The sequence below is a fragment of the Nocardioides sp. P86 genome, assembly GCF_023712465.1.
GTDB classification, from domain to species: Bacteria; Actinomycetota; Actinomycetes; order Propionibacteriales; family Nocardioidaceae; genus Nocardioides; species Nocardioides kribbensis.
Genome location: NZ_JAMAYE010000003.1, coordinates 542,421 through 559,034, shown reverse-complemented (window position 1 = coordinate 559,034; position 16,614 = coordinate 542,421). Strand labels below are relative to the sequence as shown.

The window sequence follows — 16,614 nt, the reverse complement described above, 5'->3', positions numbered from 1 at the left end:
CTCGCGATGTGGGAGTCGCTCAGAGCGCCTTGAGGGCCGCGAGCAGCCTGGTGAGGGAGTCCTTGGCGTCGCCGAAGAGCAGCGTGGTCGTAGGCTCGTGGAGCAGGTCGTTCTCGATGCCGGCGAAGCCGGGGCGCATCGAGCGCTTGAGGAAGACGACCTGGCGGGCCTGGTCGACATCGAGGATCGGCATGCCGTAGATCGGCGCCGACGGGGTGGTGCGGGCGGCGGGGTTGACCACGTCGTTGGCGCCGACGACGAGCACGACGTCGGTCTCGCGGAAGTCGGCGTTGATGTCGTCCATCTCGACCAGCTGCTCGTAGGGCACCTGGGCCTCGGCGAGCAGCACGTTCATGTGGCCCGGCATGCGCCCCGCGACGGGGTGGATGGCGTAGTCGACGCGGGTGCCGCGCGCGCCGAGCACGTCGACGAGCTCGCGCAGGGTGTGCTGGGCCTGGGCGACGGCGAGGCCGTAGCCGGGCACGACGATGACGCGCTCGGCGTAGGCCAGCAGGATCGCGACGTCGGCGGGCCCGGCGCTGCGCACGGGCCGGTCGGAGGCCTCGCCCGCGCCGAGGGTGGAGCCGCCGCGCAGGGCGCCGAAGAGCACGTGGGCGGTGGAGCGGCCCATCGCGCGGGCCATGAGCAGGGTGAGGAAGGTGCCGGAGGCCCCGACGAGGGTGCCGGCCACCAGCAGGGTGGTGTTGGCCAGCACGTAGCCGCCGGCGGCGACGCTCAGGCCGGTGAAGGCGTTGAGCAGCGAGATCACGATCGGTACGTCGGCCCCGCCGACCGGCAGCACCAGCAGCACGCCGAGCGCGAGCCCGAGCACGCCCAGGCCGATCCCGAGGCCGACCGAGGGGTCGCGCACGCACAGCACGGCGAGCACCACGGCGGCGATCAGCCCGACCGCGACGACCACCGGGAGGCCGGGGAAGAGCACGGGACGGGAGGTCATCAGCTCCTGGAGCTTGGCGAAGGTGACCACGGAGCCGGCCAGCGAGACCGAGCCGACCACGACGGTGAAGACGGTGGCGGCGACGTCGAACCACCCCGTCGACCCGGGGGCGGTGGACGCCAGGGCGGCCTGGTGGTCGAGCTCCAAGAGCGCCACGAGCGCGGCCGCGCCGCCGCCGACGCCGTTGAAGAGGGCCACCATCTGCGGCATCTGGGTCATCTGCACCCGCCGGGCCCCGACCACGCCCACCACGGAGCCGAGCGCGACCGCGGCCAGGATGAGCGGCACGTGGTCGAGGCCGCCGGGCACCCCGGAGTCGACGAAGGGCACCGCCACGGCCACCACGGCAGCCGCGGCGCCGACCAGGTTGCCGGCGCGCGCCGTACGCGGCCCCGAGAGGCCCTTGAGGGCGAGGATGAAGCCGACCGCGCAGAGCAGGTAGACCAGCTCGGCCGCGGTGCTCACGCCCGGCCCCCGCGCCGGGGGGCGTCCGGCGCCTGCGCCCCGGGACCGGGACGGCGGCGCACGAACATCTGCAGCATGCGGTCGGTGACCACGAAGCCGCCGACCATGTTGACGGTGGCGAGCACCACCGCGACCAGGCCCACGACGAGGCCGAGGGTGCTCTCGGAGGTGCCGGTGACGAGCACCGCGCCCAGCAGGATGACGCCGTGGATGGCGTTGGCGCCGGACATCAGCGGGGTGTGGAGGGTCGAGGAGACCTTGCCGACGACCTCGATGCCGACGAAGACGCTGAGCACGAAGACGGTCAGCCACACGATCGGGTCGTCGGTCACGGTGCTCCTCCGGAGGACGGGCCCTCGAGCAGGGCGCGGGTGGGACCGTGGCGCACCACGCCGTCGTGGGTGACGCAGGCCGCGTCGAGCACCTCGTCGGCGAGGTCGGGGGCGAGGGTCGCGGGCGCGTCGGCGGTGGCCGGGCGGGTCATCAGGGCCACCAGGTTGACGACGTTCTGGGCGTAGAGGCGCGAGGCCGGCTGGGGCATCTGGGCCGGCACGTTGCGCCCGCCCCAGACCTGGGCGGCGCCGACGCGCACCAGCTCGCCGGGCACCGAGCCCTCGACGTTGCCGCCGGAGTCGGCGGCGAGGTCGACGACCACGGAGCCGGGCGTCATGGCCTCGACCATCGTGCGGGTCACCAGCAGCGGGGCGGTGCGGCCGGGCACGGCGGCGGTCGTGATGAGCGCGTCGGCGGCGGCGACGTGGGGCGCCAGGAGCTCGCGCTGCAGCCGCGCCCGCTCCTCGTCCATCTCGCGTGCGTAGCCGCCGCTGCCCTCCAGCGGCGGGAGGTCGAGGTCGATGGCGCGGGCGCCCATCGAGGCGATCTCCTCCGCGGAGGAGGGACGCACGTCGTAGGCCCGCACGACCGCGCCGAGCCGCTTGGCGGTGGCGATGGCCTGCAGGCCGGCCACGCCCGCGCCGAGCACGACGACCTGGGCGGGCTCGACCGTGCCGGCGGCGGTCATGTTCAGCGGCAGGAAGCGCCGCAGCAGCCCGGCGGCGACGACGGCGCAGCGGTAGCCCGCGACCAGCGACTGCGAGCTCAGGGCGTCCATCGACTGGGCCCGTGAGATCCGCGGCACCAGCTCCATCGCGAAGCTGCTGATCCGCAGGTCGCGCAGGTCGGCGACCAGGTCGAGCTCCTGGGCCGCGGGCAGGAACGACACCGTGGTCGAGCCGCTGGCCAGGCGTCGCGCGGTGGCGCGCTCCAGCGGCTGCACCGAGACCACCACGTCGGCGTCCTCCACGGCGCGGTCCTCGACCGTGGCGCCGGCGGCCTCGTAGTCGGCGTCCTCGGCCAGCGCGCCCAGGCCCGCGCCCGGCTCGACCACCACGTCGTAGCCCAGCGCGGTGAGCGCGCCCACGAGCTCGGGCACCAGGGCGACCCGGGTCTCCCCGGGTCGGGTCTCGCGGGCCACGGCGATCCTCACCCGGGCAACGTAGCCCCGCCGGCACCCGCGGCGCGCCCCCCGCGCCGCACCGGCGGCGGGCGTGGTGGGGCCGGCCTCAGCCGCCCAGCGGCAGTGTCGCGAGCACCTCGTGGCGCGGTCGCCCGCGCGGGCCCTCCCCGAGGTGGGACGACAGCAGCGCGACCTCGTCGGCGGTCCACGCCGGGCCGGCGTAGGTGTCGAGCAGCCGGACCCAGTCGAGCACCCCGGCGGGAGCGCCGAGACGGCCCACGGTCAGGTGGGGTCGGAAGCGCTGGCCCTCGGGTGCGGCGCCGACGTGCGAGGCCGCGCCCCGCACCCCGGCGGCGAGCCGGTCGAGCTCGGCACGCGCGTCGTCGTCGAGGTCGAGGCCCGCCCACAGCACGCGCGCGGCCAGCGGGTCGGGGAAGGCGCCGCCGCCGGCGACCCGCGCCCGGAGCGGCGTACGGCGGGCCGCTGCGAGCGCCAGCGCCTCGACCAGGTCGTCGAGCACGCGCTCGGGCGCGGCCGGGCAGAAGCCGAGCGTGAGGTGCACCTGCTCGGCGGCGCTCCAGCGGAAGGGTGCCGCCGCGCGGCGCGGCTCGAGGAACGCGTCGAGGTGCTCGAGCGCCTCCGGTGGCGGCACGAGCGCGACGAAGAGCCGCAGCCGTGCGCCGCGGTCGCGCCCGCTCACGCGCGGTGCCCGGAGGTCGCCGTGGCCACGCCGAGGCCGACCATCATCACGCCGCCGCCGGCCCGCAGGCCCGCGAGCCGGCGGGGGGTGGCGCCCAGCCAGTCGCGCGCGCCCCCGGCGGCCAGCGCCCAGAGGCTGTCTCCGAGCAGGGCCGCCGCGGCGAAGACCAGGCCGAGCACGACCAGCTGCGCCGTCACCGACCCGGCGCCGTGGTCGACGAACTGGGGGAGCACCGCCACCAGGAAGACCACGGTCTTGGGGTTGGTGACACCGACCAGGAAGCCCTCGCGCACGATCCGGGCGCCGGCGCGGGGCGCGGACGCGGCCGCACCGGCGTCCGGGCCGGTCCCACCGTCGCGGCGGTGGCGCACGGCCTGCACCCCGAGGAGCACCAGGTAGGCGGCCCCGGCGAGCCTGAGCGCGCCGAGCAGCACCACCGACTCGGCCACCACCGCCCCCACGCCCAGGGCGACCGCCGCCACCAGCGGCACGAAGCCGAGCGCGTTGCCGAGCACGGTGAGCAGCCCGGCCCGCCGGCCCAGCGCCAGCGACCGACCCACCACGAAGAGCACGCTGGGCCCCGGCACGGCCACCAGGGCCAGCGAGGTCAGTGCGAAGGCGAGGAGCAGCGCGGGGGACGGCACGCGCCGATGCTAGGAGCCGGCCGCGCGCCGCGTCGACGCGTTTTCCCGGAGACCGCCGCGACGGCCGAGGCCCCGGACCGGCCGGGCCCGGGTGCTCGGTCAGCCGATGCGGGTGCCGAGCAGGGCGCCGACGAGGTAGGTGACGCCCATGGCGAAGAGGCCGCCGGCGACGTTGCGCACCAGGGCGCGCTGCGGGGGGCCGTCGGAGAGGCGGGCGCTGGTCCAGCCGGTGAGGGCCAGGGCGAGGGCGACCGAGACGACGGTGACCCAGATCCGCAGCGAGGCCGGCACGAGGGTGATGGTCAGCAGCGGGAGCAGCGCGCCGAGGGTGAAGGCGACCATCGAGGCGAAGGCCGCCGACCAGGGGCTGGTGAGGTCCTCGGGGTCGATGCCCAGCTCGGCCTCGGCGTGCGCGCCGAGGGCGTCGTGCTCGGTGAGCTGGCGCGCGACCTGGAGCGCGAGGTCCTGCGAGAGGCCCTTGTCGACGTAGAGCCCCGCCAGCTCGGCCAGCTCGTCCTCGGGGTCCTCGCGCAGCTCGCGCTCCTCCTTGGCCAGCAGCGCCTCCTCGGCGTCGCGCTGGGTGCTGACCGAGACGTACTCCCCCGCGCCCATGCTGAGCGCACCGGCGGTGAGGCCCGCGACGCCGGCCACGAGGATCGCGGTGCGGTCGGTGGTCGCGCCCGCCACGCCCATCACGATGCCGGCGGTCGACACGATGCCGTCGTTGGCCCCGAGCACGCCGGCGCGCAGCCAGTTGAGGCGGTTGTTGCGGCCCTCGACGTGCGGCTCGTCGGCGTGGGGGCCGGGCTGGGGCTCGCCGGGGAGCCCGTCGGCGCCGTGGTCCAGGTCGGTGGTCACGCGCCGATCATGACCCCGGCCGCCGCCCACGACAAGGAAGGCGAGGCTGGGCTGCCCGCCCCCCCCTCGACGGGCCGGCCGGAGCCGCACCGGGGCGCTCAGAGGCCGAGGTCGCGGCCGATGAGCTCCTTCATGATCTCGTTGGAGCCGGCCCAGATCTTCGAGACGCGGGCGTCCTTCCAGGCGCGGGCCACGCGGTACTCGTTCATGAAGCCGTAGCCGCCGTGCAGCTGCACGCAGTGGTCGAGCACGTCGTTCTGCACCTGCGAGGTCCACCACTTGGCCTTGGCGGCGTCGATGGGGGTCAGCTCGGCGCGGGTGTGGGCGAGCACGCACTCGTCGACGAAGGACTGGGTGACGTCGATCTGGGTCACCAGCTCGGCGAGCAGGAACTTGTTGTGCTGGAAGGAGCCGATGCCCTGGCCGAAGGCCTTGCGCTCCTGGGCGTAGACGATGGTCTCGGCGAGGATCTGCTTGGCGTGGGCCAGGTTGGAGACCGCGCAGTTGAGCCGCTCCTGCGGGAGGTTCTGCATCATGTGGATGAAGCCCTGGTCGAGCTCGCCCACGACGTCGTCGTCGGTGAGGCGCAGGTCCTCGAAGAACAGCTCGGCGGTGTCGGACTCGGGCTGGCCGACCTTGTCGAGCTTGCGCCCGCGCGAGAAGCCGGGCAGCGAGGTGGAGACGCCGAAGAGCGTGATGCCCTTGGCCTTCTTCTCCGGGGAGGTGCGGGCGGCCACGACGACGAGGTCGGCGGAGTAGCCGTTGGTGATGAAGGTCTTCGAGCCGTTGAGCACCCACTGGTCGCCGTCGCGCACCGCGGTGGTCTTGAGCGCGGCCAGGTCGGAGCCGCCGGAGGGCTCGGTCATGCCGATGGCGGTGAGCAGCTCGCCGCTGGCCACGCCCGGCAGCCAGCGCTGGCGCTGCTCCTCGGTGGTCAGCTCCACGAGGTAGGGCGCCACGATGTCGGAGTGGATGCCCACGCAGGAGGGCAGCGAGGCGTTGACCTTCGACAGCTCCTCGGTGAGCACCGCGTTGAAGCGGTAGTCGCCGGCGCCCATGCCGCCGTACTGCTCGGGCACCTCGAGGCCGAGCAGGCCCTGCTTGCCGGCCTCGAGCCAGAAGTCGCGGGGCAGGCCCTTGGCCTCCAGGTGCTCCTCGGCGTGCGGGGTGACGGAGCGGTCGACGAACTCCTTCACCGATGCCCGGAACGCCTCGTGGTCCTCGTCGTAGATCGCGCGCTTCATGGCGCCAGGCTACCGGTGGGTAACCGAGGGGTGAAGACACCCCGGGAGAGGGGTGGATCACGCCCTGCCCCCCTCAGGGGTGGGCCTGCTGCCGGCCCGTCATGCTTTGATCGATCCAAGGTTGGACCCCCACCCGCACCCTCGAGAACCAGCACGGAGTACCCATGGAGATCTGGCCCGGCCACGCCTACCCGCTCGGAGCGACCTACGACGGGAGCGGCACCAACTTCGCCCTCTTCAGCGAGGTCGCCGAGCGCGTGGAGCTGTGCCTCTTCGAGGGCAGCGGCGAGGACTTCACCGAGACCCGCCTGGAGCTGACCGAGGTCGACGCCCACGTCTGGCACTGCTACCTCCCGCAGGTGCAGCCCGGCCAGCGCTACGGCTACCGCGTGCACGGCCCCTGGGCGCCCGAGCAGGGCCTGCGCTGCAACCCCAACAAGCTGCTGCTCGACCCCTACGCCAAGGCGACCACCCACGAGATCGACTGGGACCCCAGCCTCTTCGCCTACGAGTTCGGCGACGAGGAGTCGCGCAACGACGACGACTCCGCCGCCCACATGATGCTCGGCGTCGTCATCAACCCCTTCTTCGACTGGGAGGGCGACCGCAAGCCGCACGTGCCCTACAACGAGACGGTCATCTACGAGGCCCACGTCAAGGGCCTCACCGAGCTGCACCCCGACGTGCCCGAGGCGCTGCGCGGCACCTACGCCGGCCTGGCCCACCCCTCGGTCACCAGCCACCTCAAGCGGCTCGGGGTGACCGCGATCGAGCTGATGCCGGTGCACCAGTTCATCCAGGACAACACGCTGCTCGAGAAGGGCCTGCGCAACTACTGGGGCTACAACACCCTCGCCTTCCTGGCCCCCCACGCCGACTACGCCGCCGCCGCGCGCGACGAGCACGGCCGCGGGATGCAGGTGCAGGAGTTCAAGGCCATGGTCAAGGCCATGCACGCCGAGGGCATCGAGGTCATCCTCGACGTCGTCTACAACCACACCGCCGAGGGCAACCACCTCGGCCCCACGCTGAGCTTCAAGGGCATCGACAACCAGGCCTACTACCGCCTGGTCGAGGACGACCAGCGCTACTACATGGACTACACAGGCACCGGCAACAGCCTCAACGTGCGCCACCCCCACTCGCTGCAGCTGATCATGGACTCGCTGCGCTACTGGGTCACCGAGATGCACGTCGACGGCTTCCGCTTCGACCTCGCCTCCACCCTGGCCCGCGAGTTCTACGAGGTCGACCGCCTCGCCACCTTCTTCGAGCTCGTGCAGCAGGACCCGGTGGTCAGCCAGGTCAAGCTCATCGCCGAGCCCTGGGACGTCGGCCCCGGCGGCTACCAGGTCGGCGGCTTCCCGCCCCAGTGGTCGGAGTGGAACGGCGCCTACCGCGACGTCGTGCGCGACTTCTGGCGCGGCGAGCCCTCCCTGGGCGACTTCGCCAGCCGCCTGGCCGGCTCCTCCGACCTCTACGAGCACTCGGGTCGCCGCCCCTTCGCCAGCATCAACTTCGTCACCGCCCACGACGGCTTCACGCTGCGCGACCTCGTCTCCTACAACGAGAAGCACAACGAGGCCAACGGCGAGGACAACAACGACGGCGAGAGCCACAACCGCTCGTGGAACCACGGCGTCGAGGGCCCCACCGACGACGAGGCCGTGCTCGAGCTGCGCGCCCGCACCCAGCGCAACTACCTCACCACCCTGCTGCTCTCCCAGGGCGTGCCGATGCTGCTGCACGGCGACGAGGCCGGCCGCACCCAGGACGGCAACAACAACACCTACGCCCAGGACTCCGAGATCGCCTGGATGCACTGGGACCGCCTCGACGAGCCGCTGGTGGAGTTCACCGCCTCCGTCGCGCGGCTGCGCGCCGAGCACCCGACCTTCCGCCGCAAGCGGTTCTTCACCGGCAACGAGGTGCGCTCCGACGACGGCGAGCGCCTCGACGACATCGTGTGGCTTCACACCGAGGGCCGCCCCATGGGCGACGGCGACTGGGAGGCCGGCGACGCCGAGGGCGGCTGCCGCGCGATCGGCATGTACCTCAACGGCCAGGGCATCGCGGGTCTCGACGCCCGCGGCCAGCGCATCGTCGACGACCACTTCCTGCTCTACTTCCACCCCTGCGCGGAGGACGTCGAGGTCACCCTGCCGCCCGGTGAGTACGCCGAGCGCTGGAGCGTGGTCATCGACACCGCGGGCAGCCACGAGCGCGGCCAGGCCCTCGACGCCGGCGCGGGCCTGCCGCTGACCGGGCGCAGCGTCGTGGTGCTCCAGCAGCACGCCGACGTCGAGCCCGAGCCCGACAGCTCCGTGGCCGCCTCGGTCAAGGCGCTGACCACCACCACCGAGCAGACCGCCGCCGGCGGTCCCGAGGACGTCTGATGGCCGGCACCTCCCCCGCGTCCGGGGCCGCCCCCGCCGGTGGCACCCGGCGACCGGTGTCGACGTACCGCCTGCAGATCACCGAGGACTTCGACCTGCACACCGCGGCGGGGCGGCTGGAGTACCTGCGCGACCTCGGCGTCGACTGGGTCTACCTCTCGCCGCTGCTGGCCGCCGAGCCCGGCAGCGACCACGGCTACGACGTGGTCGCCCACGACCGCGTCGACGAGTCCCGCGGCGGCGCCGAGGGCCTGGCCGCGCTGTCGGCCGAGGCCCGCCGGCTCGGGCTGGGCGTGCTCGTCGACATCGTGCCCAACCACGTCGGCGTGGCCACGCCCACCGACGAGCAGTGGTGGTGGGACGTGCTCAAGCTCGGCCGCGAGTCGGAGCACGCCACCGCCTTCGACGTCGACTGGGCCGCCGGCGACGGCCGCATCAGGATCCCGGTCGTCGGCGACGACGACCTGCCCGAGGGCGACGGCGGACCCATCGGCCACCTCGCCCTCTCCCCCGACCGCGGCGAGCTGCTCTACCACGACAACCACTACCCCGTGGCCCCCGGCACGGCCGGCCCCGGCACCGAGGGCGGCGACGACCCGCAGGCCGTCCACGCGCTGCAGCACTACGAGCTCGTCAGCTGGCACACCGCCGACGACGGGCTCAACTACCGCCGCTTCTTCGCCGTCAACACCCTCGCCGCGCTGCGCGTGGAGGACCCCGAGGTCTTCGCCGAGTCGCACCGCGAGATCCGCCGCTGGTTCACCGAGGGCCTCGTCGACGGCCTGCGCGTCGACCACCCCGACGGCCTGCGCGACCCCCAGCGCTACCTCGACGACCTGCGCGACCTCACCGGCGGCGCCTACGTGCTCGTCGAGAAGATACTCGAGCCCGGCGAGCGGCTCAGCGACTCCTGGGCCACCGACGGCACCACCGGCTACGACGCCCTGGGCCACCTCGACCGCGTGCTCACCGACCCCGCCGGCCAGGCGCCGCTCGACGCGCTCGAGACCCGCCTGCGCGGCCACGAGGTCGACTGGGCCGCGATGATCCACGACACCAAGCGCGAGGTCGCCGACGGCATCCTCGGCAGCGAGGTCCGCCGGATCACCCGCGAGGTCCGCCGGGTCACCACCGAGGCCCCCGAGGCCGCGGTCGTCGACGCCGTGGCCGAGCTGCTGGCCTGCTTCCCCGTCTACCGCTCCTACCTGCCCGACGGCGTCGAGCACCTCGACGAGGCCTTCGCGCTGGCCCGCGAGCACCGCCCCGACCTGGCCGGCACCCTCGACGTGCTGCGCCCCGTGCTCGGCGACATCTGGCACCCGCCGGCCCGCCGCTTCCAGCAGACCAGCGGCATGGTCATGGCCAAGGGCGTCGAGGACTGCGCCTTCTACCGCTGGTCGCGCCTGACCTCCCTCAACGAGGTCGGCGGCGACCCCAGCGTCTTCGCCCTGCCCGTCACCGCCTTCCACGAGGCGATGACCGAGCGGCAGCGGGAGTGGCCCCACGCCATGACCACGCTCTCGACCCACGACACCAAGCGCGGCGAGGACGTGCGCGCCCGCATCACCGTGCTCGCCGAGCGTCCCGAGGCCTGGGCCGCCGCGCTGGAGCGGCTGCTGGCCCTCGCGCCGCTCCCCGACCCCGGCTTCGGCTCACTGCTGTGGCAGGCCGTGCTGGGCGCCTGGCCGGCGAGCACCGACGGCTCTGGGGTCACCGGCGAGGTGCCCGCCGACCTGCGCGAGCGCCTCCACGGCTACGCGATGAAGGCGATGCGCGAGGCCGGCGACCGCACCACCTGGACCGAGCCCGACGAGGCCTACGAGGCGGCGGTCCACGCCGCCGTCGACGCCGCGATCGACTCCGCCGAGGTCCGTGCCGTGCTCGACGGCCTGCTCGCGCAGGTCACCGGGCCGGGCTGGAGCAACGCCCTGGCCGCCAAGCTGGTGGCGATCACGATGCCCGGCGTGCCCGACGTCTACCAGGGCTCCGAGCTGTGGGAGCAGTCGCTGGTCGACCCCGACAACCGGCGCCCCGTCGACTTCGACGACCGCGTCGCGCTGCTCGCCGAGGTCGCCGCCGACGGCGCCGGGGCTCCGCCGCTGACCGCCTCGGTCGACGACCACGGCGCGGCCAAGCTCCGCGTCACGGCCCGCGCCCTCGGCCTGCGCCGCGGGCGGCCCGAGCTCTTCTCGTCGTACGACGGGGTGGGCGCGAGCGGCCCCGCGGCCGACCACGTGCTCGCCTTCGACCGCGGCGGCGCGGTCACCGTGGCCACGCGGCTGCCCGCCGGGCTCGCCGGACGCGGCGGCTGGCAGGACACCCGGCTCGAGCTGCCGGTCGGCGCGTGGCACGACGTGGTCTCCGACCGCGTCGTGACCGCCGACGAGCAGGGGCTCGCGCTCGACGACGTGCTCGCGACCTACCCCGTCGCGCTGCTGGTGAGGAAGGACTGACATGACCGGGACCACCGGATCGACGACCGGCACGACCCGCGCACCCGTGCGCGGGCCCTTCGACGTCTGGGCGCCCGTGCCCGACCGGGTGCGGCTGCACGTCGCCGGCGCCGAGCCGGTGGCGATGACCCGCGGCGACGACGGCTGGTGGACCCCCGCCGGCGGGGTGCCCGGCGCCGACTCCGGCCCCGTCGACTACGGCTACCTGCTCGACGACGACGACACCCCGCGGCCCGACCCGCGCTCGCGGCGCCAGCCCGACGGCGTCCACGGCCTCTCGCGCAGCTTCGACCCCTCGGCGTACGCCTGGGGCGACGGCGCCTGGACCGGGCGCCAGCTCGCCGGCTCGGTCGTCTACGAGCTCCACGTCGGCACCTTCACCCCCGAGGGCACCCTCGACGCCGCACTGGGGCGCCTCGACCACCTGGTCGACCTCGGCGTCGACCTCGTCGAGGTGATGCCGGTCAACGCCTTCAACGGCACCCACAACTGGGGCTACGACGGCGTCGACTGGTACGCCGTGGACGAGTCCTACGGCGGGCCCGAGGCCTACCAGCGCTTCGTCGACGGCTGCCACGCCGCCGGGCTCGGCGTGGTGCAGGACGTCGTCTACAACCACCTCGGCCCCTCCGGCAACTATCTGCCGCTCTACGGCCCCTACCTCACCGAGGGCCGCAACACCTGGGGCGACCTGGTCAACCTCGACCAGGACGGCTCCGCGGAGGTGCGCCGCTACATCCTCGACAACGTCGCGATGTGGCTCGAGGACTACCACGTCGACGCGCTGCGCCTCGACGCCGTGCACGCGCTGCAGGACACCTCCACGGTGCACCTGCTGGAGGAGATGGGCCTCGAGGTCGCGGCACTGTCGGCGCACCTGCGCCGCCCCCTCACGCTGATCGCGGAGTCCGACCTCAACGACGCCCGCATGGTCACGCCCCGCGAGGGCGGCGGGCGCGGCCTCGACGCGCAGTGGAGCGACGACTTCCACCACGCCGTGCACGTCGCGCTCACCGGCGAGACCACCGGCTACTACGCCGACTTCGAGCCGCTCGAGGCGCTGGCCAAGGTGATGACCCGCGGCTTCTTCCACGACGGCACCTACAGCTCCTTCCGCGAGGCCGACCACGGCCGGCCCGTCGACACCGCGACCATGCCGACCTGGCGCCTGGTGGTCTGCAACCAGAACCACGACCAGATCGGCAACCGCGCCGTCGGCGACCGGCTCACCGAGCACCTCGACGAGGGCGGCCTCGGTCTGGCCGCGCTGCTCACGCTCACCGGCCCCTTCACCCCGATGCTGTTCCAGGGCGAGGAGTGGGCGGCCTCCACGCCGTTCCAGTTCTTCACCAGCCACCCCGAGCCCGAGCTGGGCAAGGCGACCGCCGAGGGGCGGATCGCGGAGTTCGCGAAGATGGGCTGGGACCCCGACGCCGTGCCCGACCCGCAGGACCCCGCGACCTTCGAGCGCTCGAAGCTGGACTGGTCGCAGGTCGAGGACCCCGCGGCCGGCGACGGCCTGCACGCCCGCGTGCTCGACCTCTACCGCCGCCTCGTCGCCCTGCGCCGGGCCCGCCCCGAGCTCACCGATCCCGCGTTCGGCGCCACCACCTGCGAGGTCGACGCGTCGGCCCGGCTGGTCACCCTGGGCCGCGGCGCGCTGCGCGTGGTCGCCAACCTCGGCGACCGGCCCGTCGTGGTCACCACCGGCCCGGGCGAGGTGCTCCTGGCCACCGCCGACGGGGTCGTCCTGGACGCCTCCGGCACGCTCACCCTGCCCGCCCACGCGGGCGCGGTGGTCGAGCCGGCCTGACGCGTCCGCGGCACGCCCCACCCGCTCGGCGGCGGGCAGGTAAGGCTAGCCTTACCCGGTGCCGACGACCTCCGCTCCCGCGCCGGCCACCGGCGGGGCGCTGCTGCGGCGGGCGCTGCGGCGCAACGCCCCACGGCTCGGCGGCGCGTCGGCGCTGATCGCGGTGTGGCAGGTGTGCGAGGCGATGGTGCCGGTGATGATCGGGGTGGTCGTCGACCGCGCGGTCGCCACCGGGTCGTGGTCGGCGCTGGCGCTGTGGGGCGGGGTGCTCTGCGCGCTCTTCGCGACCCTGGCCTTCAGCTACCGCGGCGGGGCGATCGTCGGCGAGGGCGCGCTGCAGCGCGAGGGGCACCGGCTGCGCACGGAGGTGTCGGGCCACCTGCTCGACCCTCGTGGCGCCCGCGCCGACCAGGTGCCCGGCGACCTGCTCGCGGTGGCCACCGGCGACGCCGACCAGGCTGCGGCGGTGCTGCGCCAGGCGTGGTTCGCGGTGGCGGCGGTGGCCGGCTTCGCGGTCACCGCGGTGGTGCTGGCCCGCATCGACCTGGTGCTGACGCTGGTGGTGCTGGTCGGCGTACCGGTCGCGCTGCTCGTCAACCACCTGCTGGCCGGCCCCCTCACCCGCCGCAGCGCGGTGCGCCAGGAGGCGCTCGGACGCGCCACCGGCATCGCCACCGACCTCGTCACCGGCCTGCGCCCGCTCAAGGGCATCGGCGCCGAGGACGTCGCGCTGGCGCGCTACCGCCGCGAGAGCCACCGCGCCGCCGAGGCCAGCGTCGCCGCCGCCCGCTGGGAGGGCCTGCTGTACGGCGCGACCCAGGGGCTCAGCGGCGTCGTGCTGGTGGTGGTCGCCCTGGTCGCGGGCTCGCGCGCCCTCGACGGGGCGCTGAGCATCGGGGAGCTCATCGCGGTCGTCGGCCTCGCGCAGTTCGTGGCCGAGCCGCTGCAGACCCTGGCCTACTTCGTGGCCCAGCTCGCCCAGTCGCGGGCCTCGGCCGACCGCCTCGTCACGGTGCTCGCCACGCCCCGGCTGCTGCTCGCGGGCGAGGCCGCGGCCACCGGCCCGGCCGACCTCGCCCTCCACGACGTCCACAGCGGCACGCTGCGGGGCGTGGACCTGCGCGCCGCCCCCGGCGAGCTGGTCGCCGTCGTGGCCGAGGACCCCGCCGACGCCGCCGCCCTGGTGCGGCTGCTGCGCGGTGAGCTGCGCCCCGACCTCGGCGAGGTGCGCCTCGGCGGCACACCGCTCACCGACCTGACCCTGGTCGAGACTCGCCGGCTGCTGCTGGTCGCCGACCACCAGGTCGACCTCTTCGAGGGCACCCTGCGCAGCAACGTCGATCCCGGCGGCCGCCTCGACGACGAGCGCCTCGCGGCCGTGCTCGTCGCCTCGGCGGCCGACGAGGTGGTCGCCCACTGCGCGGGCGGGCTGGAGGAGCCGGTCACGGTCGGCGGCACCACGCTCTCCGGCGGGCAGCGCCAGCGGGTCGGGCTGGCCCGCGCCCTCGCCGCGCCGGCCCCCGTGCTCGTGCTCCACGACCCCACCACCGCCGTCGACGCCGCCACCGAGCACCGCATCGCCGCCGCCCTCGTCGCGGAGCGCCACCCGGGCGACCAGGGGGCGGCGACCGCCACGAGCGCCGCCCCCACGACGCTGCTGCTCACGAGCAGCCCGGTGCTGCTGGCGCGCGCCCACCGCGTCGTGCACCTCGACGCGGGACGGGTGAGGGCCACCGGCACCCACGCGCAGCTGGTGCGCGACGACAGCGCCTACCGCGAGGCGGTGCTGCGATGACCACCCTGCTCCCCCGCTCCACCCCCCGCGAGGCCGCCCGGCTGACGCTGACCCTGCTGCGCCGCCGTCGCCTCGACGTCGCGCTCACCGCCGGGCTCTACGTGCTCGTCGGGCTGGCCGGTCTCGTCGCGCCCTGGCAGCTCGGCGCCGTCGTCGACACCGTCGCCGAGGGCGGCAGCCGCGACGACGTCGTGCGCTCGGCGCTGTGGATCCTCGGCGCCGGCGTCGTGGTCATGGTCGGCACCGCGCTCGCCACGGGCCGCCTGGCGCGGGCGGGTGAGCCGGCGCTGGCCGAGCTGCGCGAGCAGGCCCTCGACCGGGCGCTGCACCTCGACGGCGCCACCGTCGAGGAGGCCGGCAGCGGCGACCTGCTCAGCCGCGTCGGCGACGACGTGCGCCTCGTCGCGCAGTCGCTCACCGAGGTCGTGCCGCTGCTCGTGGGCTCGGCGCTCGCGATCGTGCTCACCGCCGGCGGGCTCTTCGCGCTCGACTGGCGGCTGGGGCTGGCCGGGCTGCTGACGGCCCCGGCGTACGTGCGGGCGCTGCGGTGGTACCTCCCCCGCTCCGCCCCCCTCTACCAGCGCGAGCGCGAGGCCAACGGCGTGCGCGCGCAGGCCTTCCTCACCGGCGTGCACGGCAGCCGCACCCTGCGCGCCCACGGGCTCTCCGCCGCCCACCAGGAGCAGGTCGACGCCGCCTCGTGGGCCTCGGCACGGATCTCCCTCGACGTGGTCGGCTTCTTCACCCGCTTCGGGCTGCGGCTCAACCGCGCCGAGCTGGTGGGCCTGCTGCTCGTGCTCGTCGCGGGCTTCCTGCTGGTGCGCGCCGGAGAGGCCAGCGTCGGCGAGGTCACGGCCGCGGGGCTGTACTTCCACCGGCTCTTCAACCCCATCGGCGCCGTGCTCTTCCTCTTCGACGCCGCCCAGTCGGCCGGCGCCTCGCTGACCCGCCTCGCCGGCCTCGCGCTGCTGCCCGCGCGCGTGCCGCCCCACGGCACCCGCGCCGGCACCGACACGACCCTGGAGGTCCGCGACCTCACCCACGAGTACGCCGAGGGCCGCCCGGCCGTCGACGGGGTGTCGCTGCGGGTGCCCGCCGGGCAGCGCGTGGCCGTCGTCGGGGCCAGCGGCGCGGGCAAGACCACCCTCGGCTCGGTGGTCGCCGGGCGCCTCGCCCCCACCCGCGGGGAGGTGCTGGTCGGCGGCCTGCCCGCCGACCGGGTCGTCGCGCCGGGTCGCGCGGGCCGACCGACCGTGGCGCTGGTGAGCCAGGAGGTGCACGTCTTCACCGGCAGCGTGCGCGACAACCTCACCCTGGCCCACCCCGGGGCCGAGGAGGCCGAGGTGGTCGACGCCCTCGACGCCGTCGGGGCGCTCGGCTGGGTGCGGGCGCTGCCCGAGGCCCTCGACACCGCGGTGGGCGCCGCGGCCCACCCGCTCACCCCGGCCCAGGCCCAGCAGCTCGCGCTGGCCCGCGTCGTGCTGGCCGACCCGCTGGTGGTCGTGCTCGACGAGGCCACCGCCGAGGCCGGCTCCGCCGGCGCCCGCGACCTCGAGGCCGCCGCCCTCGCCGTCACCCGCGGGCGCACCTCGCTGACCATCGCCCACCGGCTCACCCAGGCCGCCAGCGCCGACCGGGTGGTCGTGATGGCGGCCGGCCGCGTCGTCGAGGACGGCCCCCACGCCGACCTCGTCGCCGCCGGCGGCCCCTACGCCCGCCTCTGGGCGGCCTGGTCGGGCACCGAGCCCGCTCCGCCCGCGCAGCTGTGACGCCGGGTCGCTTCCTCTGCCGGCCCGTCGTGACGGGCGGCAGATGCGCTGACGGGGCGTGAT

The 16,614-nt window shown here is 75.0% G+C and carries 12 protein-coding genes; 5 read left to right on the top strand and 7 right to left on the bottom strand.

Features of this window, described 5'->3' with window-relative positions; translation table 11 throughout:
• Positions 1 to 19: 19 nt before the first annotated feature.
• The 7 genes from M3673_RS16000 to M3673_RS15970 all read right to left on the bottom strand — a co-directional run bounded on the left by M3673_RS16000 (position 20) and on the right by M3673_RS15970 (position 6,325).
• Positions 20 to 1,423 carry an NAD(P)(+) transhydrogenase (Re/Si-specific) subunit beta gene (locus M3673_RS16000; protein WP_251534867.1) on the bottom strand — a complete coding sequence of 468 codons (1,404 nt, stop codon included), beginning with the start codon at positions 1,421 to 1,423 and terminating at the stop codon, positions 20 to 22.
• The gene (locus M3673_RS15995; RefSeq protein WP_251534865.1) at positions 1,420 to 1,755 is read right to left on the bottom strand and encodes an NAD(P) transhydrogenase subunit alpha; all 336 of its coding nucleotides are present in this window, start codon (positions 1,753 to 1,755) and stop codon (positions 1,420 to 1,422) included. The genes M3673_RS16000 and M3673_RS15995 overlap by 4 nt, the downstream gene beginning before the upstream one ends.
• Entirely contained in the window at positions 1,752 to 2,909 is a 1,158-nt protein-coding gene (locus M3673_RS15990) for an NAD(P) transhydrogenase subunit alpha (protein ID WP_251534863.1), read from the bottom strand. Before M3673_RS15990 ends, M3673_RS15995 begins: the two co-directional genes overlap by 4 nt.
• Before the next feature lie 76 nt (positions 2,910 to 2,985).
• Positions 2,986 to 3,579 (bottom strand): RNA 2',3'-cyclic phosphodiesterase, encoded by a 594-nt coding sequence (gene thpR / locus M3673_RS15985; protein ID WP_251534860.1) that lies wholly within the window; start codon positions 3,577 to 3,579, stop codon positions 2,986 to 2,988.
• Complete coding sequence (locus tag M3673_RS15980; protein ID WP_193666433.1) at positions 3,576 to 4,223, bottom strand: LysE family translocator; 648 nt, start codon at positions 4,221 to 4,223, stop codon at positions 3,576 to 3,578. The genes thpR and M3673_RS15980 overlap by 4 nt, the downstream gene beginning before the upstream one ends.
• A gap of 99 nt (positions 4,224 to 4,322) precedes the next feature.
• Positions 4,323 to 5,081: a VIT family protein gene (locus M3673_RS15975; protein WP_193666432.1), complete on the bottom strand. Its 759-nt coding sequence runs from the start codon at positions 5,079 to 5,081 to the stop codon at positions 4,323 to 4,325.
• 98 nt (positions 5,082 to 5,179) lie between these two features.
• On the bottom strand, positions 5,180 to 6,325 hold the full coding sequence (locus tag M3673_RS15970) for an acyl-CoA dehydrogenase family protein (RefSeq protein ID WP_056903171.1): 1,146 nt from the start codon (positions 6,323 to 6,325) through the stop codon (positions 5,180 to 5,182).
• 164 nt (positions 6,326 to 6,489) lie between these two features.
• Here M3673_RS15970 and glgX point away from each other — a divergent pair, with 164 nt between their 5' ends.
• From glgX to M3673_RS15945, 5 genes are read left to right on the top strand one after another with little or no spacing between them, the layout of a single operon-like run.
• Positions 6,490 to 8,721 (top strand): glycogen debranching protein GlgX, encoded by a 2,232-nt coding sequence (gene glgX / locus M3673_RS15965; protein WP_251534858.1) that lies wholly within the window; start codon positions 6,490 to 6,492, stop codon positions 8,719 to 8,721.
• Entirely contained in the window at positions 8,721 to 11,174 is a 2,454-nt protein-coding gene (gene treY, locus M3673_RS15960) for a malto-oligosyltrehalose synthase (RefSeq protein ID WP_251534856.1), read from the top strand. Before glgX ends, treY begins: the two co-directional genes overlap by 1 nt.
• Position 11,175: 1 nt before the next feature.
• Positions 11,176 to 12,987 carry a malto-oligosyltrehalose trehalohydrolase gene (treZ, locus tag M3673_RS15955; protein ID WP_251534853.1) on the top strand — a complete coding sequence of 604 codons (1,812 nt, stop codon included), beginning with the start codon at positions 11,176 to 11,178 and terminating at the stop codon, positions 12,985 to 12,987.
• A 58-nt stretch (positions 12,988 to 13,045) separates the two neighbouring features.
• Positions 13,046 to 14,782 carry an ABC transporter ATP-binding protein gene (locus tag M3673_RS15950; RefSeq protein WP_251534851.1) on the top strand — a complete coding sequence of 579 codons (1,737 nt, stop codon included), beginning with the start codon at positions 13,046 to 13,048 and terminating at the stop codon, positions 14,780 to 14,782.
• Positions 14,779 to 16,551, top strand: coding sequence for an ABC transporter ATP-binding protein (locus tag M3673_RS15945; RefSeq protein ID WP_251534850.1), 1,773 nt, complete (start codon positions 14,779 to 14,781; stop codon positions 16,549 to 16,551). The genes M3673_RS15950 and M3673_RS15945 overlap by 4 nt, the downstream gene beginning before the upstream one ends.
• The last annotated feature ends 63 nt before the right edge of the window (positions 16,552 to 16,614 follow it).